Here is a 23763-nt window from a genome sequence, read left to right on the forward strand (position 1 = left end):
CGATGCCGATCGAGGCGATCATCGCGCGCTACGGCATCGTTGCGGTGTTCGCCGGCGCGGGCTTCGAGGGCGAGACTGCGGCGATTGCCGGCGGGCTGCTGGCGCACCAGGGCTATTTCACGCTGCCGGCGGCGATGGCGGCGGCTGCCCTGGGATCGTTCGTCGCGGATCAGCTGTTCTTCCTGCTCGGTCGCCGCTTCCGGGAGCGGCGTTGGGTTCGCAAGGCGCAGCAACGCCCGGCATTTGCCCGCGCTCTTGGTCTGCTGGAACGCTATCCGCGCGCGTTCGTCTTCGCGTTCCGCTTCATCTACGGCATTCGCACCGTCAGCCCCGTCGCGATCGGCACCAGCAACGTCCCGACGCGAACCTTCATCGCGATGAACGCGGTCGCTGCTGCGGTGTGGGGGGCGTTGTTCGTCGGACTCGGCTTTCTGTTTGGGCATGCGATCGAGGCGGCATTCGGCCACGTCCATGGCGTGCGCCATGTCGTGCTGCTCGCGATCGTCGCGGCGGTGATCGCGATCGGTGCGGTGCAGACGATCCGCAGGTGGCGAATGCGGGAGACCGAGTGATGCGCTTCACCCGCTCGTTCACCGCGACCCCGGCAGACATCGACGAGCTCGGCCACGTCAACAATGCGGTGTGGGTGCAGTGGATCCAGGAGATCGCGGTCGCGCACTGGCAGGCGGTGGCGCCGGCGGCGCATCGCGACGCCTATATCTGGGTCGTAACGCGGCACGAGATCGATTATCGCGGCAATCTGCGCGAGGGCGAGACGGTCACCGCCGAGACCTGGGTGCCCGATCCGCCCAGGGGCGCGCGGTTCGATCGCCATGTCCGCTTCGTCGGCGCCAACGGCAAGGTGATGGTCGAGGCGGTGACGACCTGGGCGCTGCTCGATCGTGCCAGCGGCCGGCTGCTGCGCGTGCGCGACGATATCGCCGCGCCGTTCCTCGAGCGTTGAGCGCAAGCGGCGGGATGTCGAGGGCGCGGCGATGTGGCAGGAAGGCGCCATGACTGACGTCTATCGCCGCATCGAATCCCCCGTCGGCCGGTTGACGCTGGTGGCCAGCGACCGTCACCTCGTCGCCATCGCCTGGCAGGACGACGCCGCGGCGCCGCCGTTCGGCGCAGCGCCCGAAACCGCGCCGCATCCCGTGCTCGACCAGACCGAACGTCAGCTCGCCGCCTATTTCGCCGGCGAGCGGCAGGATTTCGATCTGCCGCTCGATTTCCGCGGCACCGATTTCCAGCGGCGGGTGTGGCACGCGCTGCTGACGATCCCGTTCGGCGAAACGCGCAGCTATCGCGACATCGCGGTCCAGCTCGGCCAGCCGAGCGCGACGCGCGCGGTCGGCGCGGCGAACGGCCGCAATCCGATCCCGATCGTCGCGCCCTGCCACCGCGTGATCGGCGCCAACGGCAGTCTCACCGGCTTCGGCGGCGGGCTCGAGAACAAGGCCTTCCTGCTCGATCTGGAGCAAGCGCCGCGATTGCTGTGACCAGCGTCCGGCCTCGTCATCGCGAGGAACGGAGCGATGAAGCAATCTAGCGACTCTGCGCTGCCTTGGATTGCTTCGCTTCGCTCTCAATGACGCGTATCTGTTAGCCGCTGTTCCGCAGCGCTGTCGCGATCGCGTTGATCGACAGCAGGATGCCCTCGCCGATCCGCTCGTCGGTCTCGCCGGCGCGGTGGCGCTTCATCAGTTCGATCTGCAGCAGGTTGAGCGGCTCGATATAGGGCAGGCGCAGGCGGATCGAATTCTGCAGGCCCGGGTGCTTTTCCAGCAGCCGCGATTGGCCGGTGATTTCCAGCAGCCCGTCATGCGTTTTCTGCCAGCCGTCGCGAATGCGGCTGAACACGCCGTCGCGCAACCCGGCGTCCTCGACCAGCGTCGCGTAGCGCGCAGCGATACCCATGTCCGATTTGGCGAGCACCTGCTCCATGTTGGCGAGCGTCGCGGCGAACAGTGGCCAACCTTGCGCCATATCGGCGAGCAGCGCCTTGTCGTCGAACGCCGCGATCGCATGGCCGACGCCGAACCAGCCGGGCAGCATTACGCGCGCCTGGCTCCATGAGAACACCCAGGGGATCGCGCGCAGATCCTCGATCGCGTCCGATTTCTTGCGGCTGGCGGGCCGCGAGCCGATCTTCAGGCCCGCGATCTCGGCGATCGGGGTCATCTGGCGGAAGAAGGTGGTGAAGCCCTCGGTGCCGTAAACCAGATCGCGATAGGTTTTGAACGCGGTGTCGGACAGCGCGTCCATCGCGCCGGAAAAGCGCGCGTAATCACGGTCGGATAGCCGCTCCGGCTCGAGGCTGGCGAGCAGTGTCGCCGATGCCATCGCCTCCAGATTGGTCATCGCCGTTTCGGGCGTGCCGTATTTGCCCGCGATCACTTCGCCCTGCTCGGTGATGCGGATGCGGCCCTGCACCGTGCCCGGCGGCTGCGCGCGGATCGCCGCGAAGGCCGAGCCGCCGCCGCGCCCCACCGCGCCGCCGCGGCCGTGGAACAGCTGCATGCGCACGCCCGCTTCCTCGAACACCGGCGCCAGCGCGCTCGATGCCTTGGAAAGCTGCCAGGTCGAGGTGAGATAGCCGCCGTCCTTGTTCGAGTCCGAATAGCCGATCATCACTTCCTGATAGCCGCGCGCGGCGGTGATCGTCTTGACCTCGGGCAGCGCGAACCAGTCCGCCATCACTTCCGGCGCGGCTTCGAGATCGCCGACCGTCTCGAACAACGGCACCGCCATGATGTCGGCTTCCGGCGTGTCGCCGGGGCGATAAAGCCCGACTTCGCGCAGCAGCAGATTGACCTCGAGCAGGTCGGAGACCGAGGTCGCCATCGACACGATGTAATTGACGATCGCGGCCTTGCCGTAGCGCTTGTGCGCTTCCGCCGCCGCTTCGAGGATGGCGAGTTCCGATCGCGTCTCGTCGCTATAGTCGCTGAACCGGCTCATCAGCGGGCGCGGCGAGGCGAGTTCCTGGCGCAGCAAGGTCAGCCGCGCGCCCTCGCTGAGCGCGGCATAATCGCTTTCGACGCCGGCGACCTTCAGCAGCTCGGCGACGACGCGCTCGTGAACCGCCGAATTCTGCCGCATGTCGAGCGTGTGGAGGTGGAAGCCGAAGGTTTCGACAGATCGGATCAGCCGTCCCAGCGAGCCGCCCGATCCCAAGGTGCCGTGCCCGCTCGCGGCCAGCCCGTGCGCGATCGCGGCGAGATCGGCGCGCAAGTCCTGCGGCGTCGCATAGGGCTCGGCCTCGTGCGCGACGTGGCGGGGCGGGGCCTTGCCGGTGAAATGGGTGAAGGTCGCCGCCAGCCGGGCGTAAATCCCGGTCAGCGCGCGGCGATAGGGCTCGTCGGAGCGGCTCTCGGCATCGTCGTGGCTTGCCTCGGCCAGCGCCAGGATATCATCGGTGACGGTGGCATATCGCGCCGAGATCGATAGCTCCGCGCCCAGCGCGTGGACGCCGGCCATATAAGCGGTCAACACCGTCTCGCAGGCGCGGGCCAGCGCGGTCCGCATCGAATCGGCGGTGACGAAGGGATTGCCGTCGCGGTCGCCGCCGATCCAGCTACCGGGCTTGAGGAAGCTCGGCAGCCGCTCGCCGATCGCGCGGTCCCAACGCTGGTAGAGCGCCGGGAGGGCGACCAGGAAAACGTCGCGAAAATAGCTCAGCGCGGTCTCGATCTCGTCGGTGACATAGAGCTTTTCACGGCGCAGCACGCGGGTCTGCCACAACAAGGCGATCTGACGGACGATCGCCTGGTCGACATCGTCGCCATCGGGCGTCGTCGCCAGCCCGCGATCCTTCATCGCCATCAGCTCGGCGATGCGGTTGCGGTGGTCGATCATCGATTTGCGGCGGACTTCGGTGGGGTGCGCGGTCAGTACCGGCGCGATCAGCCCGTGCGCGAACAGGTCGACGATCGCGGCGCGATCGATGCCCTGGCCTTCCAGCCGGGCGATTGCTGCGGCGACGTCGGCGCCCTTCTCGGCACTGACGCCCTGACGATCCTCGGCCAGATTGGCGAGCATCGAAAACAGCATGAAACCGCGCGTGAAATCCAGCGTCTCGTCGAGCGAGAGGCGATCGAGCCCCGGATCGATGGCATCCGCGGTGGCCACGCCGCGCGCGCGATCGACCGAGGTCGATCGTATATATTCGATTCGGCTGAACAGTGCGTCGCCGCCATAGGCGCGGATGACGTCACCCAGCAGTGCGCCGAGAAAACGGATGTCGGGATTGTTCGTGATGGGGGGAAGTTCAGCCATGCGCGCCTTGCTGCACTGCACCAGCGCGAGCGTCAACCGCAGCAGGTGTTTAGGCCGGCCCCAATTACGGTTTAGTCGGCGTTCGCGGCGCTATCGTTGGCTGCGGCGGCGTCGTTGTTCATCTCGGAACCCAGCGCGGCGCGGCGTTCCTCGCCGGTCAGCACCTGGTCCTGATTGCTATCCGCCGCGTCGAAACGGGCGAGGCCGTGTTTTTCGAATTCGTCGAGCGTGATCTTGCCGTCGTGATTGGCATCGGCAGCCAGGATCTGGTCATGGTGCCGTTCCGGCACCTCGCTCGCCTCGAGGATCGAATCGTGATTGAGATCGAGCTGGGTGAAGCGCTTGTCGAGCAAGTCGACGAAATCGGTGCGGTTGAGCGCGGTCGGCGGGACGAACCCGGCGGGTGCCACGGTGCTGTTCGCAGCGGCTTTCTCTTCCTTGTGGCTGGAGCAGGCCGCGGTGGCGACGCCCAGGGCCAGTGTAATGGCGATGATCGAAACGCGGCGCATCGGGGGGAGTCCTTGACTGGTTTCGCCTCATGTGGCGCACGCTTGGACGGATTCAATAGGCTGAAACCGCATCACGAAATCAATCAGGCTTCGAGTTCGATGTCCCAATAAAGCCAATCCCGCCACGTCTCGTGCAGGAAATTGGGCGGGAACGAGCGGCCATGCTCCTGCAATTGCCAGCTGGTCGGGCGGATCGGCGGCACGCGGAGCGGCATATGCGCTTGTTGCGGCGTCCGGCCGCCTTTCTTCAGGTTGCATGGCGCGCAGGCGGTCACGACATTTTCCCAGGTGGTGCGGCCGCGCTGGGCGCGGGGGACGACGTGATCGAAGGTGAGGTCGCGGGGCGATCCGCAATATTGGCAAGCGAACTTGTCGCGCAGGAACAGATTGAAACGGGTGAAGGCGGGGAATTGGGACGGTTTGACATATTGTTTGAGCGCGATGACCGAAGGGAGCTTCAGCCTCGCGGTGGGACTTCGCACTTCGCGCTCGTAATGGTCGACGATATCGACGCGATCGAGGAACACCGCCTTGACCGCGGTCTGCCACGGCCACACGCTCAGCGGATAATAACTGAGCGGGGTATAATCGGCGTTGAGCACGAGTGCGGGACAGCCGTCCGGATGTCGGATCAGATCGGGATGGTACACGCCTTCTCCCCCGCCTTGTTCGGCCGCGCTTTCGCGCATCCGGATGACGCGATGATGACAGCACAAGCGATGAATCGCCGTCAAGAGTCAGCGTGAGTCATGGATGCGATGAACCGAGTTGTTACCCGCTTCGCGCCGAGCCCGACGGGACGCCTCCATCTCGGCCATGCCTTCTCGGCGATCGCGGCCGATGATTATGCGCGAACTCGCGGCGGACGCTTCTTGCTGCGGATCGAGGATATCGACGGCACGCGCAGCCGGCCCGAGCATGTCGAGACGATCCTCGCCGATCTCGCATGGCTCGGGCTGGCCTGGGACGGCGATGTGGTGTTCCAGTCCGAACGGCTCGATCGCTACCAGGCCGCGCTCGATGCGCTGAAGGCGAGGGGGCTCGTCTATCCCTGCTTCTGCACCCGCGCCGGGATCGCGCGCGAGATCGCCGCTGCCGGATCGGCGCCGCATGGGCCCGATGGCCCCGTCTATCCGGGGACGTGCCGGGCGGTGAGCGCGGCCGAGCGCGTCGCGCGGCTCGCCGAGCCGCACGCCTGGCGGCTCGACATGGCGCGCGCCGTGCGTCAGGCCGGCCTGCTCCCCTGGCATGACGAAATCGCCGGCGAACAGGTCGCCGATCCGGCGGTGTTCGGCGACGTCGTGCTCGCGCGCAAGGATGCGCCGTCGAGCTATCACCTCGCGGTTACCGTGGATGATGCGGCGCAGGGCGTGACCCATATCGTCCGCGGCGCCGATCTGTTCGCCGCGACGCATGTCCATCGCGTGCTGCAGGCGCTGCTCGGACTGCCGACTCCAGTATATCGCCACCATCCGTTGCTCATCGATGCCGATGGCAATCGCCTCGCCAAACGTCATGGTGCGCCGACGCTGGAGTCGCTGCGCCTCGCCGGGGCGGACGGTCGCGCGCTGGCCGACGATCTGCGCGCGGGGCGACTGCCCACTGGATTCCTGGCGAGAAAGGACTAGGTTGGAGACGTGAACACGTTTCTCGTCATTCTGCTGGTTGCCGCGATGATCGCCACGGTGGTCGCGCTCGTGCGCGGCGTGGTCAATTTCATGCGCAACGCCGATGCCGAAGTGCGCGGCACCGGGCCGAGCGAGGCGAGCATCCGCTCGAACAAGCTGATGCAGGCGCGCATCTTCTTTCAGGCAATCGCCATCCTGATCGTCGTGCTGATCCTGTTCGCCGCCGGCCATAACGGCTGAGGTCGATGCGCTGACGCGCGTCCCGGTGCGGCAATCCCGAGGGAGCAGGAAACTGGTCAAGCTCAACAAGATCTACACGCGCACCGGCGACGCCGGCACCACCGGGCTGGTCGACGGCAGCCGCGTGTCCAAGGCCGATCCGCTGATGGTCGCGATCGGTGACGTCGATGAAGCGAACAGCGCGATCGGCGTCGCCATCGCCGCGCTCGGTGGCGCGCCGCTCGCCGCCGATCTCGGCCTGATCCAGAACGAATTGTTCGATCTCGGCGCCGATCTCGCGACGCCCCAGGGCATCGACGGCGCGCTGCGCATCACCGCCGATCAGGTTGCCCGGCTGGAGGCGGCGATCGACCGGCTCAACGCCGATCTCGATCCGCTGGAAAGTTTCATCCTGCCCGGCGGCGATCCGGCCGCAGCGGCGTTGCATCTCGCGCGCGCGATCACGCGTCGCGCGGAGCGATCGGCGGTCGCGGCCGGGCCGGCGAGCGACGCGGTGCTTGCATATCTCAATCGCCTTTCCGATCTTCTCTTCGTCGCCGCGCGGCATGTGAACAAAAGCGGCACTGGCGACGTTCTATGGCAACCGGGGGTGACGCGCACGCCCGCGGGCTAATCGCGATCAGTTTGGTGCGCCGAACGGGCGGTCGAGAGGCCGTCGCCTCGACAAGGAGAGGCCGACGATGCAACCCAACCGAGCCACGAACGGCGACCTTTCCGCGCTGTCCGGCCGCTTTTCGGCGGTGCGCGGGCTGACGCTCGCGCTCGCCGGCCGGCTCAGCGATGCCGATGCCACGGTGCAGTCGATGGAAGACGCCTCGCCGGCGAAATGGCACCTCGCGCACACCACCTGGTTCTTCGAAACCTTCGTGCTGCGCGATCACGTCCCCGGCTATCGCTTGTATGACGAGCGATTTCCGTTCCTGTTCAACAGTTATTACGAGGCCGAGGGGCGGCGCCACGCGCGCCATCATCGCGGCATGGTAACGCGGCCGAGCCTCGATGAGGTCAGCGCCTATCGCCACCATGTCGATCAGGCGCTGGTCCCGGCGCTCCGCGATCTGCCGCCCGCTGCGCTGGCGCTGGTCGAGCTCGGCTGCCATCACGAGGAACAGCATCAGGAACTGCTGCTCACCGATATCCTCCACCTGTTCAGCCGCAACCCGATCGAGCCGGCGATCTGGCCGCCCGAGCGCAAGGTGCCGGTCGAGATGCCCGGCGACATCGGCTGGATCGAGCATTCCGGCGGGACGATCGAGCTCGGGCATGACGGCACCGGCTTCGCCTTCGATTGCGAAGGCCCGCGCCATGCCGCCCTGCTTCACCCCCATGCGGTCGCCGACCGTACCGTCACCAACGGCGAATGGATCGCGTTCATCGAGGATGGCGGCTATGCCGATCCGCGCCACTGGCTGTCCGACGGCTGGTCCTGGGTGCAGCGCGAGGGTGTCTGCGCCCCGCTTTACTGGGAGAAGGAGGCGAAGGGCTGGACCCGCTTCGGGCTGGACGGCCGCCGCGCGATCGATCCCGCCGCGCCCGTCACCCATGTCAGCTTCTTCGAGGCGGATGCCTATGCCGGCTGGGCCGGCGCGCGCCTGCCGACCGAGGCCGAATGGGAAGCCGCGGCCGCCGGCCACGATCCCGAAGCCGGCAACCAGCTCGATGCCGCCCGGGCGGTCGAGCCGCGGCCGGCGCGTGACGCGCCCGCGCTGTTCGGCAACGTCTGGGAATGGACCGGCAGCGCCTATCGCCCCTATCCCGGCTTCCGCCCCGCCGAAGGCGCGGTCGGCGAATATAACGGCAAGTTCATGAGCGGGCAGTTCGTCCTCAAGGGCGGCTCCTGCGCCACGCCGCGCGGGCACGTCCGCGCCAGCTATCGCAACTTCTTCTATCCGCACCAGCGCTGGCAGTTCACCGGCGTACGCCTCGCCAAGGACCTTTGATGGAGTGGCATCGGCCTGCTCGTGTGGAGCGGGCCGGCACTGCAAACGGAGATTATCGATGCTCAAGCAGGAAGCCGAAGACGGCCAGACCAGCCTCGCCGACCCGCATTTCCGCGCCGATGTGCTGAACGGGCTCGCGCGCCGCCCGCGCGCGATCCCGGCGCGCTGGTTCTACGACCGGCGCGGCTCGGAGCTGTTCGAGCAGATCACCGAGCTGCCCGAATATTATCCCACGCGCACCGAGATGGCGATTCTCGAACAAGCCTGTCCCGAGGTCGCCGAGATCGCCGGCACGGGCCGCGCGGTGGTCGAGTTCGGCTCGGGCTCGTCGACCAAGACGCCGATCCTGCTGCGCGCGGCATCGCCCTCCGCCTATGTGCCGATCGACATTTCGGGCGATTTCCTGCGCGCCTCGTCGAAGCAGCTGAGCCACGCTTTCCCCGATCTCCTCGTCCTCCCGTTCGAGGCTGATTTCATGCGCCCGCTCACCTTGCCGCGCACGATCGTCGACACGCCCAAGCTCGGCTTCTTCCCCGGTTCGACGATCGGCAACATGATCCCGCTGATGGCGGTCGATCTGTTGCGGACAATGCGGGCCTCGCTCGGCGTCGGCGCGATGCTGCTGATCGGCATGGACCGGATCAAGGATCCGGGCGTGCTCGTGCCTGCCTATGACGACGCCGCCGGCGTGACGGCCGCGTTCAACATGAACCTGCTCGATCGCATCAATCGCGAGCTCGACGGCACGATCCCGCTGGAGGCTTTCCGCCACCGCGCGATCTGGAACGACGACCGCGCGCGGATCGAGATGCACCTCGAAGCGACCGAGAAGGCCGATTTCACGGTCGACGGCCGCGCTTTCTCGATTGCCGAGGGCGAGACGATCCACACCGAAAACAGCCATAAATACGGCCCCCGCGACGCGCGCATCCTGTTGCGCTCGGGCGGCTGGACCCCGATCGCCGAATGGACCGACGCGAAAGACCGCTTCGCGCTCTACCTCGCCGAAGCGCAGGAGGAACGCCCGGCGCCGTAATAAACATCGTCATGCTGAACTTGGTTCAGCATCCATAGCGCCTCTCAACCGCCGCGCGCGCGGCGGCGATGGAGCAGCACGGCCCTCGAAACAAGGTCGCCGGCTAGGGGTCGATCCTGACGCCGCGAACGTCGATTCCCGTCATGTCAGCGCCGCGAGACGTTCGCCGTCCACGTCGTGATATAATTGGGATCGCCGCGGCATTCGCCCATTTCCTGCTGCTCGCTCAGGCGGAACATCGTGCCGTCCCACACGAAGTTCTGGATCACGCCGCAATCGCCGAGCCCGCGGCCCCGGGCGTAGCTGGTCAGCACGCCCTTGTCGAAATCGCCGGTGACGATCGAGGGCACCGCTTCGGGTTCGCCATCCTCGGTGAACCCCGATACGGCGTCCATCTTCGCCGGCGCTACCTTGCCGTCGCGCGCGACGAACACCGCCGAGATGACGTTGTACGCGCCCGATCCACACGGCACCAGCACGACGGTCGCGCCGCCGCCCAGCGCCCGCGTCTCGACATCGCCTTCTGCGCTGTCGTCGCAGTCGGCCTGTTTCTTCATCGCGGCGATCGCCGCTGCGTCGGGCGTGAACGGCGTGCCGGCGGGCGTCAGCGCAATGATCTGCGGCGCTGCCGGCGCGGCAGGAACGGCGGTGGCGGGCTTGTCGCCGGTGGCGACGATCGCCGTCGTCGTCCCGGCGCGGCCCTGCTGCGCATCGATATAGCGCAGCGCAGCCGAAGCGCCCTTGAGCGACAGCGTCGCCAGCGTCTTGCCGCCGGCGTCGCGGATATCGAGCGTGTGCGCGTTGGCCATCGCCGATGCGATTGCCATCGCCGCGTCGCCGGTGGCTTCCGGCGTGTCACCCGCGGCGAAGCTGCCGCCGATCGCATGGCCATCGACCGCCACCGCCGCGGGGGTTGCCTTGGGCGCCAGCCCGTCATTGGGCAGCAGCGTCACGGTAATGCCGCCCTGCGGCCCGGCAGCGCGCGAAACCATCATGTTGATCGCCGGAAAGTCGCCGCCATCGGGGCCGAGCGAGGCCATCTCGCAGTTATTGACGTTGTCGCAGCCGACCGCCCAGTCGCCGAAGGTCTTGAGCGCGCCGGGCTTGGGCGCGCTATGCGTGTCGGCCGGCGCGGCAGCGGCGACCGCATCGGGCGCGGCGGCGGCAGTCGCGCTCGGCGCCGGGGCCGCCGCGGCATTGCCCTCGGGCGTCGAGGACGAGCAGGCGGCGAGCGCCAGCGGAGCGGCGAGCAGGATCGATCGGTGCATAGCCCATCCTAACGTGCTACGCGGCGCACCGAAACCCAATCGACGGAGAGAAATGATGCAGATTGTTGGCGTGATCGGCGCTGGCCAGATGGGCGCGGGCATCGCCCAGGTTTCGGCCGCGGCGGGCTATCGCGTGCTGCTCGGCGACGTCTCCTACGAGCGCGCCGAGGCCGGCAAGGCGGGGATCGCCAAGCAGCTCGCCCGCGCGGTCGAAAAGGAGAAGATCGACGCCGCGACGCGCGACGCCACGCTCAGGCGCATCGAATGCGTCGGCGACGTGTCCGCGATGGCGCCGTGCGATCTCGTCATCGAGGCCGCGACCGAGCGCGAGGAGATCAAGCGCGCGATCTTCGCCGATGTCGGCAAGGTGCTGCGCGAGGATGCCATCCTCGCCTCGAACACCTCGTCGATCCCGATCACCCGGCTCGCCCAGGCGACGCCCGATCCGGCGCGCTTCGTCGGGGTGCATTTTTTCAATCCGGTTCCCGTCATGGGGCTGATCGAGCTGATCCGCGGCCTCGCCACCTCGGACGCGACGGTCGCCGCGGTCGAGGCTTATGCACAAAAGCTCGGCAAGCGCGTCGTCCACGCCAACGATGCGCCCGGCTTCATCGTCAATCGCGTGCTGATGCCGATGCTCAACGAGGCGTGCTTCGCGCTCGGCGAGGGGGTGGCGACGATCCCGGATATCGACGCCGCCTGCCAGCTTGGCCTCAATCATCCGATGGGCCCGTTCACGCTCGCCGATTTCATCGGGCTCGACACCTGCCTGGAGATCACCCGCGTGCTGTTCGAAGGCACCGGCGATCCCAAGTTCCGCCCCGCGCCCCTGCTGGTCAAATATGTCGAAGCCGGCTGGTACGGCCGCAAGACCAGGCGCGGCTTCTACGATTACACCGGCGAGGAACCCGTCCCGACACGGTAGGCGGCCGACAGTCGTCACGCCGCGCGTGTTCCGGCATATCGTCTGCCCAAAATTTGGGCAGACATTCGCGGCTGCACAAATTTTTACCCTTCGCTAATATTTGCTGTCGTGAAGCGGCGCGTTTCTGCGCCGTTTCTTGTTTGGCACGCGCCTTGCGTCGTTCGCATTTGCACTTAGCAAGGGGGCGCGCATGAAGCTGATCATCGCGATTATCAAACCGTTCAAGCTCGACGAGGTGCGTGAAGCGCTGACCGAGGTCGGCGTCGCCGGCATGACGGTCACCGAGGTCAAGGGCTTCGGTCGGCAAAAGGGGCAGACCGAGATCTACCGGGGTGCCGAATACAGCACCAACATGGTGCCCAAGATCAAGATCGAGATCGTCTGCGATTCCAGCCTGGCGCCGCGTGTCGTCGAGGCGATCCAGTCCTCGGCCAACACCGGCGCGATCGGCGACGGCAAGATCTTCGTCCTCGACGTCGGCGAGGCGGTGCGCATCCGCACCGGCGAAACCGACAATAACGCAATTTGAGCTGAGGGGGGAACAGATGACGCTATTGACCCGACTTTCCAGCGCCACCGCCGCGACCGGCCTCGCGCTCTTCGCTACCGTGCCCGCCTGGGCGCAGGACGCCGCGGCTGCCGCGGCACCGACGGTCGACAAGGGCGACACCGCCTGGATGATGACCTCGACGATCCTCGTGCTGATGATGATCGTCCCCGGCCTCGCGCTGTTCTACGGCGGCCTGGTGCGCACCAAGAACATGCTGTCGGTGATGACGCAGATCGGCGCGATCGCGGCCTTCGCGATGCTGATCTGGGTGATGTGGGGCTATACCGAAGCGTTCGGTGACGGCGGCAACGCGATCATCGCCGGATTCGGCAAGGCGTTTCTTGCGGGCGTGACGCCGGCAAGCACGGCGGCGACCTTCACCGAAGGCGTCGCGATCCCCGAATATGTCTTCATCTGCTTCCAGATGACCTTCGCCGCGATCACCGTCGCGCTGGTGCTGGGGTCGGTCGTCGAGCGGATGAAATTCTCCGCTGCGATGGTCTTCGCCCTGGTCTGGCTGACGATCGTCTATTTCCCGGTCGCGCACATGGTGTGGGCGGGCAACGGCCTGTTCTTCACCAAGGGCGCGCTCGATTTCGCCGGCGGCACCGTGGTGCACATCAATGCCGGCGTCTCGGCGCTGGTCGCCGCGCTGATCCTCGGTAAGCGGATCGGCTACCCGACCGAATATATGGCGCCGCACTCGCTGACGATGACCGGGATCGGCACCGGCCTGCTGTGGGTCGGCTGGTTCGGCTTCAACGCCGGTTCGGCGCTCGAAGCCAATGGCTCGGCCGCGCTGGCCATGATCAACACCTTCGTCGCCACCGCGTCGGCCGGTCTGTTCTGGATGCTTGCCGAACGGGTCAACGGCCACAAGGGCTCGGCGCTGGGCTTCTGCTCGGGCATCATCGCCGGCCTCGTCGCTGTGACGCCGGCGGCGGGCAATTCGGGCCCGTTCGGTGCGATCGTGCTCGGCGCGATCGCCAGCATCATCTGCTACTATGCCGTCTCGGTGGTGAAGCCGAAGCTCGGCTATGACGATGCGCTCGACGCGTTCGGCGTCCACGGCATCGGCGGGATGATCGGCGCGCTCGGCACCGGCGTGGTCTATGCACCCTATCTCGGCGGCCCGGGCGGCGCCGATTGGCAGATGGGCCATCAGCTCTGGGTGCAGTTGCAGACCGTGGTGACGACGATCGTCTGGGCCGCGGTCGGCACCGCGATCGCGATCTTCATCGCCAAGCTGGTTACCGGCCTGCGCGTCAGCCCCGAAGTCGAGCGCGAAGGCCTCGACCTCGGCGAGCATGGCGAGCGTGCGTACAATTATTGACGAGATCGGGGCGCCGACGCGACGGCGGCGCTCCACCTGAGGTTCCTCCTGCGGACCACCTAAGGCCGGTGCGGCGACGCACCGGCCGATTTTTATGCGGCCCGGTCCGCAATCGTCACGGTTGCTCGGCGCCGGGGGCAGGGGGCTCGCCCGCCTGGCGCTTGCGCCACGCCCGCGCGGCAAGGCTGGCGCCGAGCACGAACCCGCCCGGCGCGAGCAGGATAAGCGCGGCGATGCCGACGCGGTTCAGGGTCTTGCGGTCCATCGGCGCGGTCTAGCCGGTCGACCTGAACCGCGCCTTGCTCGGCTCAGCCCAGATCGGCGCGGACGAAATCGGCGCAGCGCTCGCCGATCATGATCGACGGCGCATTGGTGTTGCCCGAAACCAGTTTGGGCATCACCGAGGCATCGGCGACATACAGCCCGTCGATCCCGCGCACCCGCAGATGCGGGTCGCACACCGCCTCCTCGTCCGATCCCATCCGCGCCGTGCCGACGGGGTGGTAGACTGTGTCCGCTCGCGCCCGGATCAGCCGCTCGAGCGCGGCATCGTCGGCAAGGTCGATCGGATAGCGGTCGCGCCCCTGGTGCCGCGTCATCGGCGGCGTCTCGAGGATGCGATACATCGCCCGCACGCCTGCCTTGAGCACCGCCATATCGCGATCGTCGGTCAGGAATCCCGGATCGATCAGCGGCGCCGCGCGTGGGTCGTTCGAGGCCAGCGTCACCGTGCCATGGCTTTCGGGCCTGAGCACGCAGACGTGGCACGAATAACCATGCGCCTTGACCGGCGCGCGGCCATGATCTTCCAGCGGGGCGATGACGAAGTGGAACTGTACGTCGGGCGCCGGGCTGTCGGGCATCACCGTCAGGAAGCCGCCGGCCTCGGCATAAGGCGTCGTCATCATGCCCGATCGCGACTTGATCCAGCGCCCGATCGCCCTGGCGACGCCGACGGTGCCGGCCAGCGAGCGCCCCATGAAATCCTTCCCCGGCGTTTCGAAGCTCGCGACGTAATCGATATGGTCCTGCAGGTTCTTGCCCACGCCGTCGCGCTCGAGCCGCACCGGAATGCCATGTTCGGCAAGATGCGCGCCTGGCCCGACGCCCGACAGCATCAGCAATTGCGGCGTGCCGAACACCCCGCCCGCCAGCACGACCGCGCGCCGCGCGCGGATGACGTGCGCCTGGCCGCCGCGCGCATAAGCGACGCCCCACGCGCGGCCGTCGTCGAACAGCACGCGCTCCGCCAGCACGTCGGTCATGATGTTGACGTTGGCGGGCGGCTTGCCGTCGCCCAGATAGGCGCGCGCCGCGGTCCAGCGCTCACCGCCTTTCTGCGTCACCTGATAGAGACCGAGCCCTTCCTGTCGCGCGCCGTTGAAATCGTCATTCTCGGGGATCTGGAGTTGCCGCCCCGCCTCGATGAAATCGCGGCCGCCCTGGTTCGCCCATTTCTGGTCGCTGACCCACAGCGGCCCGTTGGCGCCGTGATACGCATCCCCGCCGCGTTCGTTATGCTCGGATCGGATGAAATAGGGCAGCACGTCGCGCCACCCCCAGCCGCTCGCGCCGAGCCGCTGCCAATTGTCGTAATCCCACGGATTGCCGCGGATATAGAGCATCGCGTTGATCGCCGACGATCCGCCCATCCCCTTGCCCCGCGGCTGATAGCCGCGCCGCCCGCCGAGCCCGGGCTGGGGCACCGTTTCGAACTGGTAATTGGTCGCCGGCGTCTGGAACGCCATGAAGCCGGGGCAATGCGTGCGGATCGATCGGTTCGGCCCGCCTGCTTCCAGCAATGCGACAATATATTTCCCGCCTTCGCTCAGGCGGCCCGCGGCGGCGCTGCCTCCCGATCCGCCTCCGACGACGACGATGTCGGCTTCTTCCACGCATGCTCTCCTAATTCCAGCCGCTGCTGCCAGCGTGCTCGTATCGTTGCGCTCGTGTCGCGGCTGCCGTCATGGCTCCAGCCCGGCTCGCGGATCATGTAGTTGATCTTGTTGGCGATTCCCGGTGCCGTCCAGACGTCCCTGGCGATCCCCACCCATTCGTGCACCGCCGCCCAGATCAGGTTGAAGCTGCCGAGGTTCTTGACAATGCCATAGCGCGGCGCGTCATCGTCGCGCTCGGGCTCGAAGGTGCCCAGCAGCTTGTCCCAGACGATGAATACCCCGGCATAATTGCGGTCCAGATAGCGCGCGTTGGTGGCGTGGTGGACGCGGTGGTGAGAGGGCGTGTTCATCACCGCTTCGAACCAGCGCGGCATGCGACCGATCACCTCGGTATGGATCCAGAACTGGTAGATCAGGTTCACGCCTGCGACGAAGAAGATCATCGCCGGCGGAAAGCCGATCAGGAATAGCGGCAGGCGGAACAGGAAGGCGAGGCTGATGAACCCGGTCCAGGTCTGCCGCAGCGCGGTCGACAGGTTATAATGCTGGCTCGAATGGTGGATGACGTGGCTCGCCCAGAACCACCGCACGCGGTGCGCCGAGCGATGAAACAGGTAATAAGCGAAATCGTCGAGCACGAACGCGACGACGAACCACCACCATTGCCAGCCGATATTGAACAGGCGGAATTGCCACACCCACATCGCCAGTGCGAACACCGCGCCGCCGGTAATCACCCCGGCCACCGTGCTGCCGGTGCCGAGCGCCAGCGAGGTCAGCGTGTCCTTGGGTTCGTAGCGCCGCCGGTCCTTCGCCCACGCGACCAGCATCTCGGCCGCCACCAGCAGCACGAAAGCGGGAATCGCGTAAGTGACCGGATCGGGCAATTCCATGCCCGCTTGTTTACACTGATGTCAGCGAGGGCGCCAGCCGTCTCACATCGAGCACATTGATGCCGGTGACGGTCACCGCGCCGAACCGCCGGTCGCCGGTTTCGACCAGCATGCCTTCATGGGTGGCGCGGACCTGCTCCCAGCGCACCTCGCGCACCGCCAGCCGCGCGCCGTGGCGCTTGATGACGGCAACGCGGCCATGCTCGCCCGCGACCAGCGCGGCGGCGCGATCGTCGCCCACCAACGCGCCGATCGTGCGGAACCCGGCAAGCGATTGCTCGGCGGCCTCGGCGGCTTGATCGGGCTCGTCGATCGTGCCTTCATGCCCGGCGCGGCCGAGCTTGAGCAGCCAGGCCAGCCCGGCGAGAATCAGGATCGCGGCGAGCGAGCCCGCCAGTTGCAGCCAGGTCATGGGAATGCGCTCAAGCCTTCGCCAGCGCCTCTAGCGTCGGCCGCAGGCCGGCGAGGTCGTAGCCCGCGGCGGCCGCCTTGGCGACGATCGCGTCGGGATCGCCGCCCGCCTTGGCTTCGGCCAGCGCCCACAAATTGGTCGAGCGCGTGCCGGTGCGGCAGAAAGCGAGCACCGGGCCCTTCGCGGCATCCAGCGCCGCGCGCATCGCATCGATCTGTTCATGCGAGAAGCCGCCCGAGACGGGAATCGCTGTGTAAGCGAGGCCCCGCGTATCGGCGACGCGCTGGATCGGCTCACCTTCGGGCTGGCCGGCTTCCTCATGATCGGGCCGGTTGTTGATGATCGCCGCGAAGCCCTGCCGCGCGGCTTCGGTAACATCGGCCGGATCGATCTGCGGGGAGACCGAAATCGTGTCGTCGATCTTTCGAATGTCCATCATGCCGCGTCTCGGATCACTTGCAGGAAAGCGTCGCCATAGGCCTCCAGCTTCTTCGCGCCAACACCCGAAATATTGCTCATCTGTGCCAGACTGGCCGGTTTCAGCGTCGCCATCTCGCGCAGCACCGCGTCGGCGAAGACAATATAGGGCGGCACCTGCGCCTCGCGAGCGAGGTCGCGGCGCTTCTCGCGCAGCGCCTCGAACAGCGGATCGCCGACCGGATTGGCTGTCGCTCCCGAGCCGCCGCGTCGCCGGCGCTCGCGCTTCGGCGGCAGCACCAGCCGCAATTCGGCCTCGCCCTTGATCAGCGCGCGCGCGCCGGGGCCGAACTCCAGCCCGCCATGCGCATTGGTGCGCAACGCGTCGCGCAGCAGCAGCGCCCGCGCCACCGGCTTGAGCAGCGCGGTCTCCTCACCTTCGACGATTCCCCACACCGACAGCCGCTCGTGCCCGTTCATCAGGCTGCGCTCGCTCGATCGCCCGGTCAGCACCTCTTCGATATAGCCCACCCCGAACATCTGCCCGGTGCGGAACACGGCGGACAGGAATTTGCGCGCCGTCTCGGTCGCGTCGATCGCGGCGGGCGGGTTGAGGCAATTGTCGCAATTGCCGCATCGCTCGGGCGGATCCTCGCCGAAATGCCTGAGCAGGATCGCGCGCCGGCATCCCGCCGTCTCGACCAGCGCGCCCAGCGCGGTCAAGCGCGCGCGTTCGCCCGCCTGTCGCTCGGGCTCGACCTCGCCGATCCGCTGCCGTGCCTTGGCGAAATCCTCCGCCCCCCAGAACAGATGCGCCACCGCCGGATCGCCGTCGCGCCCCGCGCGGCCGGTTTCCTGATAATAGCCCTCGATCGATTTGGGCAAAGCGGCATGCGCCACGAAGCGCACGTCGGGCTTGTCGATCCCCATCCCGAACGCCACCGTCGCGCAGATCACCATATCCTCGGAGGCGACGAAATCGGCCTGGTTCTTCGCGCGAATGCCGGCATCGAGCCCGGCATGATAGGCTCGCGTCGGCCGCCCGGTTCGCGCGAGCGCCTCGGCCAGTTTCTCGGTCGCCGCGCGGGTCGGCGCATAGACGATGCCGGGGCCGGGCGTGGCGCGGATCAGATCGGCGATCTGCTGCGTCGTCCCTGCCTTGGGGCTGATCGCATAGCGGATGTTGGGCCGATCGAATCCGGCGACGATCAGCCCGTCCTGCGGAATGCCGAGCTGCTCCAGCACGTCGGCGCGCGTATGCGCGTCGGCGGTCGCGGTCAGCGCGAGGCGCGGCACTTGCGGAAAGCTGTCGAGCAGCGGCCGCAGCAGCCGGTAATCGGGCCGGAAATCATGCCCCCATTCGGACACGCAATGCGCTTCGTCGATCGCGAACAAGGACAGCGGCGCGCGGCCGAGCAGCTCGCGGAAATGCGCCGATGACGCCCGCTCGGGCGCGACATACAGCAGGTCGAGCGCGCCATCGCGGAACCGCGCGATCGTCTCGGCGCGATTATCGTCGACGCTGGTCAGCGTCGCCGCGCGGATGCCCACCGCCTCGGCCGCGCGCAACTGATCGTGCATCAGCGCGATCAGCGGGCTGACGACGACGCACGTTCCCGCCATCATCACCGCCGGCAATTGATAGCATAGCGATTTGCCCGCGCCGGTCGGCATCACCGCCAGCGTGCGCTCACCAGCCAGCACGCGGCGCACCACGCGCTCCTGCACGCCGCGGAAATCGGCAAAGCCGAACGTCTCGCGCAATATTGTCCGGGGATCGGCTGCGGTCATCCGGCGATATAGCCCGTCCGGATCAGGAAGGCGCGCAGCGCGGCGGGATAATCGGCGAAATGCTCCTCGTGCGGGCAGCTATCGCCGACATAGGCGGTGGTGCAGCGGGTCAGCCCCGCGATCGACTTGCGGTCGTAATGCGTGAGCATGAAGCGCCACGCCGCATCCAATTGCCCGATCCGCGCGGCATCGGCGACATAAGCGGCGCATGCCCCGTTGCGCTCGTATTTCGCCGCCGCGCAATAAGTTTTCGCCTGCCGCATGGCGTCCGCGAACAGCGATGCGAACGCCGGATCGGCCGAGCGATCGACCGTCTTGCCGTCGATCACGCTGAGCACCACCGGCGGTGCCATGCTGCCGGCATAGCTGGCGAACTCGTAAAGGAAGCGATCGTCGCGCAGCACGATATCGGCATGGCCGTCGCCCGAAAGGTCGGCGGGAAAGGGGATGCTGCCGGTGTCGAACATGGTCTGCGGATCGCCGCCGTCGCTGCCCGGCGCCTGCCACGACACCGGCACGATGCGCATGGCGTCGCCCGCCGGCTCGGCGATCGCGAACACATCGCAGCAATGCGCCCCGCCGGTGAAGCTGTCGAGCATTACCGATGCGCCCGGGGCCGCCGCATTCAGCCGCCCGATCGCGACGCGATAGGCGATTCCCGGCTCGCCCTGCAGCGTGATCGACGGCCGGCCGCCGCTGGTGACGGCCACGCTGGCGCGATAGCAATCCTCGCCGACATCGCCGCCGTCGTCGCAGGGGGCCGCGCTGATCGTCGCCTTGGTATCGCCGATCGCGATCGTCTTCGGCCCGTCCTTGCGCGACCAGTCGATGAACTGGCCGGGCGTGGCCGTCTGCGGCGGCGGCGCGGCGGCGCCGGCGACGACCGCCACCAACAGGCAAGCCACCGCACGGCGGATGAATTTCGATCGCTGGCGCATGATCTCCTCTTGCGTCCGATCGCCCGCCGAGGGCAAGCCCCCGCCCGAAAGGAACCACGTCCATGGCCGCAGGCACCGTCCGCGACAATCGCGCCGAGCAGGAATTCGAACTCGAGGTCGACGGCCACCGCGCCATCGCCGCCTATCAGCTTGAGGACGACCGCATCGTCTTCACCCACACGCTCGTGCCGCGCGCGATCGAGGGGCGCGGGGTGGGGAGCAGGCTGATCCGCGCCGCGCTCGATTCGGCGCGCGACCAGCACCTCAAGGTCGTGCCGCAATGCCCGTTCGTCGCCGCCTATATCGAGCGCCACCCCGAATATCGCGACCTGCTGGCCGCAAGCTGACCGCCTGCCCGGTTTCCGTTCGCCCCGAGCCTGTCGGAGGGCGAACGGAAGTAGCGAAGGCGCGGGCTATTCCGCCGCCAGCGCCTCGCCGTCCTCGCGCTCCTGCGCTTGCCGGTTCCACATCTCGGCATAAAGGCCGCCCTTGCGCAGCAGATCGGCGTGCGTCCCGCGCTCGGCGACCGCGCCGGCCTCCAGCACGACGATCTCGTCGGCCTCGACCACTGTCGACAGGCGATGCGCGATGACGATCGTCGTTCGCCCGCGCTCGATCGATTGCAGCGTGGTCTGGATTTCCGCCTCGGTGCGGCTGTCGAGCGCGCTGGTCGCTTCGTCGAGGATCAGGATCGGCGGGTCTTTCAGCAGCGTTCGCGCGATCGCCACGCGCTGCTTCTCGCCGCCCGACAGCTTCAGCCCGCGCTCGCCGACGCGCGTCTCATAACCCTCGGGCTGGCGCTCGATGAACCCCGCGATCGCCGCGCCGCGCGCCGCGCGCACGATCTCGTCATGCGTCGCGCCCTCGCGGCCGTAGGCGATGTTATAGCCGATCGTGTCGTTGAACAGCACGGTGTCCTGCGGCACGATGCCGATCGCGGCGCGCAGGCTCGCTTGCGTCACCTGCGAAATGTCCTGCCCGTCGATCGTGATCCGCCCGCCGGTCAAATCGTAGAAACGGTACATCAGCCGCGCCAGCGTCGACTTGCCCGCGCCCGACGGCCCGACCACTGCCACGGTGTGCCCGGCGGGAATATCGAGATCGATTCCCTTCAGGATCGGCTGCCCGTCCTCATAGCCGAACCGCACGTCCTCGAACCGCACGTGCCCGTCGCTCACGTCGAGTGGCTTGGCGCCCGCCACGTCGACCACCTCGCTCGGCGTATCGATCAGGTCGAACATCGCCGCCATGTCGATCACGCCCTGGCGGATGGTGCGATAGACCATGCCGAGCAGGTCCAGCGGCCGGAACAATTGCGACAACAGCGTCGAAACGAACACCACGTCGCCCGCCGAGAAGCGCCCCTGGCTCCAGCCCCAGGCGACGAACGCCATCCCGCCGCCCAGCATCGCGTTGGTAATCAGCGCTTGGCCGATATTGAGCCACGCCAGCGAGTTCTCGCTCTTCACCGCGGCGTCGGCATAGGCTTCCATCGCGCGCTCGTAGCGTCGGCCCTCGCGCGCTTCGGCGCCGAAATATTTCACCGTCTCGAAATTGAGCAGCGAATCGACCGCGTGCGCCACGGCGCCGGTATCGAGGTCGTTCATCCGCGCGCGCAATGCGTTGCGCCAATCGGTCACGATCCGCGTGAAGGTGATGTAGGCCGCCACCATCACCACCGTCGATCCGACCAGCCACAGCCCGAAATTGGTCCAGAAGATGCCGAGTACCAGCGCCAGTTCGAACACCGTCGGCGCGATGTTGAACAGCATGAAATAGAGCATCGTATCGATGCTCTTGGTGCCGCGCTCGACCACCTTGGTCACGGCGCCCGTGCGCCGCTCGAGGTGGAAGCGCAGGCTCAATTGATGCAGGTGACGGAACACTGTCGCCGCCAGCCGCCGCGTCGCGTCCTGCCCCACACGCTCGAAGGTCACGTTGCGCAGATTGTCGAACAGCGTGGTCGAGAAGCGCGAGGCGGCGTAGCCCACCACCAGCAGCATCACCAGCAGCCCCAGCGATCGATCGCCGCTCGCCATCCGGTCGACCGCGTATTTCAACGTATAGGCGGCGCCGAAAACCTGGACCAGTTTGGACGCCAGCACGAACAGCATCGCGCCGACGATCCGCGCTTTCAGCCGCGTCTCTCCGGCCGGCCAGAGATAGGGCAGGAAGCGGCGCAGCGTCGGCCACAGCGGCTGATCGGCGCGGGTTTTGGTGATCTGATCGGGTGGCATCGCCGCCGAATATAGGCGCTGCACCACGACTTCGCCATTGCCGCCGGAACGACGAGCCGTGGAACCGCCGCGGCGGTCCGATGGTTGATCGGCTTGACTGGAGACAATTGATGCACCCGATCTTTTACGTCATCGCGATCATGGGCTGCACCGATGGCGGGCAGGCCTGCCAGCAGCAGCGTGTCGAGCGGATCCATTATGTCACCCCGGCGGCATGCCAGGCCGCCGTGCCCGATGCGCTCGGCCGCAATACCGATCTCGATTATCCGACCATCGAGGCCGCTTGCCGGGCGAGCGGCAACATCATGGTCGATAACGGCAGCAAGGCCCAGCAGCGCGGCTAACTGCCGGACGCACCGTTCGCCACACATGAATCGTCACCCTGAACTCGTTTCAGGGTCCATGGTGCTCCATCGCCCTCGAGCGCGGCGGCCGGCGTTACTCCACGGATGCTGAACCAAGTTCAGCATGACCCTCACCAAGTGGCCGTCGGGCTAGCGTGCCTCGGCCGCGTCCATAACGCCCCATCGCGCGGCGCCGGCGGATAGAGCCGCGAGCGCGCCGATGCCTGCCCGGCGGCGCGGGCGATCGCCGCCAGCTTCTGGGCCGCCGATGTCGTCACGCGATGGTCCCAGGCGTGCGGGCCGAGCGCCACCACCTTGCGCGCGATCCCGCCATAGATGTCCGCCGCCGCCAGCACCGCCCAGGCCGATCGGAACGCCAGGGCCGGCGTGCCGAGCCGCGCGCTCGCTTCATGCGCTTCGGCCAGCCGCCCGAGCCGTCCGACCAGCACCACCAGCCGTTCGCGGCACCATGGTTTCATATGCTCGCCCGGCGGGATATCCATTTCGGCGAGCCATTCGAGCGGCAGGTAGCAGCGATCGGCCCGGTCGTCCTCTTCCAGGTCGCGCATGATGTTGCCGAGCTGGAACGCGAAGCCGAGGTCGCACGCCCGGTCCAGCGTCGCTTCGTCGTCGGGGGCGACCCCCATCACCACCGCCATCATGCAGCCGACCACGCCGGCGACGTGATAGCAATAGCGCAGCAGGTCGTTCTCGCTGCGCGGACGCCATTCCTCGGCGTCGAGCGCGAAGCCGGCGATCAGGTCGCGGGCGAAGCCGTGCGGCAGCCCCACCTCCTCGGCAACCTGCCCCAGCGCGTCGAACGCCGGATCGCCCACCGTCCCGCCGGCCAGTGCGGTCTCGGTCTTGGCGGTGATCTCGGCGATCCGCGCTGCCGGATCGGCGACCGCGCGCGTGTCGCGCCCGTGATCCTGCCCATCGGCGAGATCGTCGCAGCGCCGGCACCAGGCATAGAGCAGCCAGGCCCGCTCGCGCGTGACCCGATCGAACAATCGCGATGCCGCGCCGAAACTCTTCGATCCCCGCATGATCGATGCGCGCGCATGGGCGACGAGATCGGCGCGCTTCGGCCTCATCGCTGGAATGACGATGAAGGGTGGCGCGG

Annotated in this window: 26 protein-coding genes; 13 read left to right on the plus strand and 13 right to left on the minus strand. The window is 67.4% G+C overall.

Annotated features, from left to right (window positions below):
* The first annotated feature begins 2 nt into the window (after positions 1–2).
* The 3 genes from K7G81_RS11760 to K7G81_RS11770 are packed head-to-tail and all read left to right on the plus strand — an operon-like array spanning position 3 to position 1502.
* Positions 3–572 (plus strand): DedA family protein, encoded by a 570-nt coding sequence (locus K7G81_RS11760; protein ID WP_223030982.1) that lies wholly within the window; start codon positions 3–5, stop codon positions 570–572.
* Entirely contained in the window at positions 572–964 is a 393-nt protein-coding gene (locus tag K7G81_RS11765; protein ID WP_223030983.1) for an acyl-CoA thioesterase, read from the plus strand. The genes K7G81_RS11760 and K7G81_RS11765 overlap by 1 nt, the downstream gene beginning before the upstream one ends.
* A gap of 49 nt (positions 965–1013) precedes the next feature.
* Positions 1014–1502 (plus strand): methylated-DNA--[protein]-cysteine S-methyltransferase, encoded by a 489-nt coding sequence (locus K7G81_RS11770; protein WP_223030984.1) that lies wholly within the window; start codon positions 1014–1016, stop codon positions 1500–1502.
* Between the two features lie 103 nt (positions 1503–1605).
* On the opposite strand, the gene ppc is transcribed toward K7G81_RS11770, so the two are convergent.
* From ppc to K7G81_RS11785, 3 genes are all read right to left on the minus strand, one after another.
* Positions 1606–4281: a phosphoenolpyruvate carboxylase gene (gene ppc, locus K7G81_RS11775; protein ID WP_223030985.1), complete on the minus strand. Its 2676-nt coding sequence runs from the start codon at positions 4279–4281 to the stop codon at positions 1606–1608.
* Between the two features lie 71 nt (positions 4282–4352).
* Complete coding sequence (locus K7G81_RS11780) at positions 4353–4790, minus strand: EF-hand domain-containing protein (RefSeq protein ID WP_223030986.1); 438 nt, start codon at positions 4788–4790, stop codon at positions 4353–4355.
* Positions 4791–4873: 83 nt separating this feature from the next.
* Complete coding sequence (locus tag K7G81_RS11785; protein ID WP_223030987.1) at positions 4874–5440, minus strand: HNH endonuclease; 567 nt, start codon at positions 5438–5440, stop codon at positions 4874–4876.
* A gap of 108 nt (positions 5441–5548) precedes the next feature.
* On the opposite strand from K7G81_RS11785, the gene gluQRS reads away from it, so the two are divergent.
* The 5 genes from gluQRS to egtD all read left to right on the plus strand — a co-directional run bounded on the left by gluQRS (position 5549) and on the right by egtD (position 9634).
* Complete coding sequence (gluQRS, locus tag K7G81_RS11790; RefSeq protein WP_439649545.1) at positions 5549–6418, plus strand: tRNA glutamyl-Q(34) synthetase GluQRS; 870 nt, start codon at positions 5549–5551, stop codon at positions 6416–6418.
* Positions 6419–6427: 9 nt separating this feature from the next.
* The gene (locus K7G81_RS11795; RefSeq protein WP_223030989.1) at positions 6428–6658 is read left to right on the plus strand and encodes a twin transmembrane helix small protein; all 231 of its coding nucleotides are present in this window, start codon (positions 6428–6430) and stop codon (positions 6656–6658) included.
* A gap of 52 nt (positions 6659–6710) precedes the next feature.
* Positions 6711–7271, plus strand: coding sequence for a cob(I)yrinic acid a,c-diamide adenosyltransferase (locus K7G81_RS11800; RefSeq protein ID WP_223031051.1), 561 nt, complete (start codon positions 6711–6713; stop codon positions 7269–7271).
* Positions 7272–7338: 67 nt separating this feature from the next.
* Complete coding sequence (gene egtB, locus K7G81_RS11805) at positions 7339–8598, plus strand: ergothioneine biosynthesis protein EgtB (RefSeq protein ID WP_223030990.1); 1260 nt, start codon at positions 7339–7341, stop codon at positions 8596–8598.
* 58 nt (positions 8599–8656) lie between these two features.
* Positions 8657–9634, plus strand: coding sequence for an L-histidine N(alpha)-methyltransferase (gene egtD, locus K7G81_RS11810; protein WP_223030991.1), 978 nt, complete (start codon positions 8657–8659; stop codon positions 9632–9634).
* Positions 9635–9780: 146 nt separating this feature from the next.
* On the opposite strand, the gene K7G81_RS11815 is transcribed toward egtD, so the two are convergent.
* Positions 9781–10902, minus strand: a complete 1122-nt coding sequence (locus K7G81_RS11815) for a DUF1176 domain-containing protein (protein ID WP_223030992.1) — start codon at positions 10900–10902, stop codon at positions 9781–9783.
* Positions 10903–10957: 55 nt separating this feature from the next.
* Between K7G81_RS11815 and K7G81_RS11820 the strand changes: the two genes are divergently transcribed.
* The 3 genes from K7G81_RS11820 (at position 10958) to K7G81_RS11830 (ending at position 13710) form a co-directional block, all read left to right on the plus strand.
* Positions 10958–11827, plus strand: a complete 870-nt coding sequence (locus K7G81_RS11820; protein ID WP_223031052.1) for a 3-hydroxybutyryl-CoA dehydrogenase — start codon at positions 10958–10960, stop codon at positions 11825–11827.
* 190 nt (positions 11828–12017) lie between these two features.
* Entirely contained in the window at positions 12018–12356 is a 339-nt protein-coding gene (locus K7G81_RS11825) for a P-II family nitrogen regulator (protein ID WP_223030993.1), read from the plus strand.
* 16 nt (positions 12357–12372) lie between these two features.
* The gene (locus tag K7G81_RS11830) at positions 12373–13710 is read left to right on the plus strand and encodes an ammonium transporter (protein WP_223030994.1); all 1338 of its coding nucleotides are present in this window, start codon (positions 12373–12375) and stop codon (positions 13708–13710) included.
* Between the two features lie 115 nt (positions 13711–13825).
* Here K7G81_RS11830 and K7G81_RS11835 read toward each other — a convergent pair whose 3' ends face one another.
* The 7 genes from K7G81_RS11835 to K7G81_RS11865 are packed head-to-tail and all read right to left on the minus strand — an operon-like array spanning position 13826 to position 20059.
* Complete coding sequence (locus K7G81_RS11835) at positions 13826–13975, minus strand: hypothetical protein (RefSeq protein ID WP_223030995.1); 150 nt, start codon at positions 13973–13975, stop codon at positions 13826–13828.
* A 43-nt stretch (positions 13976–14018) separates the two neighbouring features.
* Positions 14019–15605 (minus strand): GMC family oxidoreductase, encoded by a 1587-nt coding sequence (locus tag K7G81_RS11840; protein ID WP_223030996.1) that lies wholly within the window; start codon positions 15603–15605, stop codon positions 14019–14021.
* Entirely contained in the window at positions 15539–16501 is a 963-nt protein-coding gene (locus tag K7G81_RS11845) for a sterol desaturase family protein (RefSeq protein ID WP_223030997.1), read from the minus strand. Before K7G81_RS11845 ends, K7G81_RS11840 begins: the two co-directional genes overlap by 67 nt.
* A 10-nt stretch (positions 16502–16511) precedes the next feature.
* Positions 16512–16913: a hypothetical protein gene (locus K7G81_RS11850; RefSeq protein ID WP_223030998.1), complete on the minus strand. Its 402-nt coding sequence runs from the start codon at positions 16911–16913 to the stop codon at positions 16512–16514.
* Positions 16914–16923: 10 nt separating this feature from the next.
* Positions 16924–17352, minus strand: coding sequence for a protein tyrosine phosphatase family protein (locus K7G81_RS11855; protein ID WP_223030999.1), 429 nt, complete (start codon positions 17350–17352; stop codon positions 16924–16926).
* Entirely contained in the window at positions 17349–19121 is a 1773-nt protein-coding gene (gene recQ, locus K7G81_RS11860; protein WP_223031000.1) for a DNA helicase RecQ, read from the minus strand. The genes K7G81_RS11855 and recQ overlap by 4 nt, the downstream gene beginning before the upstream one ends.
* Positions 19118–20059, minus strand: coding sequence for a hypothetical protein (locus K7G81_RS11865; RefSeq protein WP_223031001.1), 942 nt, complete (start codon positions 20057–20059; stop codon positions 19118–19120). Before K7G81_RS11865 ends, recQ begins: the two co-directional genes overlap by 4 nt.
* A 62-nt stretch (positions 20060–20121) precedes the next feature.
* Between K7G81_RS11865 and K7G81_RS11870 the strand changes: the two genes are divergently transcribed.
* Complete coding sequence (locus K7G81_RS11870) at positions 20122–20406, plus strand: GNAT family N-acetyltransferase (RefSeq protein WP_223031002.1); 285 nt, start codon at positions 20122–20124, stop codon at positions 20404–20406.
* Positions 20407–20472: 66 nt separating this feature from the next.
* Here the strand turns inward: K7G81_RS11870 and K7G81_RS11875 are convergent, their stop codons facing one another.
* The gene (locus K7G81_RS11875) at positions 20473–22296 is read right to left on the minus strand and encodes an ABCB family ABC transporter ATP-binding protein/permease (protein WP_223031053.1); all 1824 of its coding nucleotides are present in this window, start codon (positions 22294–22296) and stop codon (positions 20473–20475) included.
* 80 nt (positions 22297–22376) lie between these two features.
* Between K7G81_RS11875 and K7G81_RS11880 the strand changes: the two genes are divergently transcribed.
* On the plus strand, positions 22377–22640 hold the full coding sequence (locus K7G81_RS11880; protein ID WP_255586957.1) for a hypothetical protein: 264 nt from the start codon (positions 22377–22379) through the stop codon (positions 22638–22640).
* Positions 22641–22771: 131 nt separating this feature from the next.
* On the opposite strand, the gene K7G81_RS11885 is transcribed toward K7G81_RS11880, so the two are convergent.
* Complete coding sequence (locus tag K7G81_RS11885; RefSeq protein ID WP_223031003.1) at positions 22772–23734, minus strand: phytoene/squalene synthase family protein; 963 nt, start codon at positions 23732–23734, stop codon at positions 22772–22774.
* Between the last annotated feature and the right edge of the window lie 29 nt (positions 23735–23763).

Origin of the sequence: Hephaestia mangrovi (assembly GCF_019880555.1) — a bacterium.
GTDB classification, from domain to species: Bacteria; Pseudomonadota; Alphaproteobacteria; order Sphingomonadales; family Sphingomonadaceae; genus Sphingomonas; species Sphingomonas mangrovi.

Excerpts from the sequence above, each read along its gene's own strand:
- K7G81_RS11760 (WP_223030982.1), top strand. The coding sequence starts at position 3 with ATGCCGATCGAGGCGATCATCGCGCGCTACGGCATCGTTGCGGTGTTC.
- K7G81_RS11765 (WP_223030983.1), top strand. The coding sequence starts at position 572 with ATGCGCTTCACCCGCTCGTTCACCGCGACCCCGGCAGACATCGACGAG.
- K7G81_RS11770 (WP_223030984.1), top strand. The coding sequence starts at position 1,014 with ATGACTGACGTCTATCGCCGCATCGAATCCCCCGTCGGCCGGTTGACG.
- ppc (WP_223030985.1), bottom strand. The coding sequence starts at position 4,281 with ATGGCTGAACTTCCCCCCATCACGAACAATCCCGACATCCGTTTTCTC.
- K7G81_RS11780 (WP_223030986.1), bottom strand. The coding sequence starts at position 4,790 with ATGCGCCGCGTTTCGATCATCGCCATTACACTGGCCCTGGGCGTCGCC.
- gluQRS (WP_439649545.1), top strand. The coding sequence starts at position 5,549 with ATGAACCGAGTTGTTACCCGCTTCGCGCCGAGCCCGACGGGACGCCTC.
- egtB (WP_223030990.1), top strand. The coding sequence starts at position 7,339 with ATGCAACCCAACCGAGCCACGAACGGCGACCTTTCCGCGCTGTCCGGC.
- egtD (WP_223030991.1), top strand. The coding sequence starts at position 8,657 with ATGCTCAAGCAGGAAGCCGAAGACGGCCAGACCAGCCTCGCCGACCCG.
- K7G81_RS11815 (WP_223030992.1), bottom strand. The coding sequence starts at position 10,902 with ATGCACCGATCGATCCTGCTCGCCGCTCCGCTGGCGCTCGCCGCCTGC.
- K7G81_RS11820 (WP_223031052.1), top strand. The coding sequence starts at position 10,958 with ATGCAGATTGTTGGCGTGATCGGCGCTGGCCAGATGGGCGCGGGCATC.
- K7G81_RS11825 (WP_223030993.1), top strand. The coding sequence starts at position 12,018 with ATGAAGCTGATCATCGCGATTATCAAACCGTTCAAGCTCGACGAGGTG.
- K7G81_RS11830 (WP_223030994.1), top strand. The coding sequence starts at position 12,373 with ATGACGCTATTGACCCGACTTTCCAGCGCCACCGCCGCGACCGGCCTC.
- K7G81_RS11835 (WP_223030995.1), bottom strand. The coding sequence starts at position 13,975 with ATGGACCGCAAGACCCTGAACCGCGTCGGCATCGCCGCGCTTATCCTG.
- K7G81_RS11845 (WP_223030997.1), bottom strand. The coding sequence starts at position 16,501 with ATGGAATTGCCCGATCCGGTCACTTACGCGATTCCCGCTTTCGTGCTG.
- K7G81_RS11850 (WP_223030998.1), bottom strand. The coding sequence starts at position 16,913 with ATGACCTGGCTGCAACTGGCGGGCTCGCTCGCCGCGATCCTGATTCTC.
- K7G81_RS11855 (WP_223030999.1), bottom strand. The coding sequence starts at position 17,352 with ATGATGGACATTCGAAAGATCGACGACACGATTTCGGTCTCCCCGCAG.
- recQ (WP_223031000.1), bottom strand. The coding sequence starts at position 19,121 with ATGACCGCAGCCGATCCCCGGACAATATTGCGCGAGACGTTCGGCTTT.
- K7G81_RS11865 (WP_223031001.1), bottom strand. The coding sequence starts at position 20,059 with ATGCGCCAGCGATCGAAATTCATCCGCCGTGCGGTGGCTTGCCTGTTG.
- K7G81_RS11870 (WP_223031002.1), top strand. The coding sequence starts at position 20,122 with ATGGCCGCAGGCACCGTCCGCGACAATCGCGCCGAGCAGGAATTCGAA.
- K7G81_RS11875 (WP_223031053.1), bottom strand. The coding sequence starts at position 22,296 with ATGCCACCCGATCAGATCACCAAAACCCGCGCCGATCAGCCGCTGTGG.
- K7G81_RS11880 (WP_255586957.1), top strand. The coding sequence starts at position 22,377 with ATGGTTGATCGGCTTGACTGGAGACAATTGATGCACCCGATCTTTTAC.
- K7G81_RS11885 (WP_223031003.1), bottom strand. The coding sequence starts at position 23,734 with ATGAGGCCGAAGCGCGCCGATCTCGTCGCCCATGCGCGCGCATCGATC.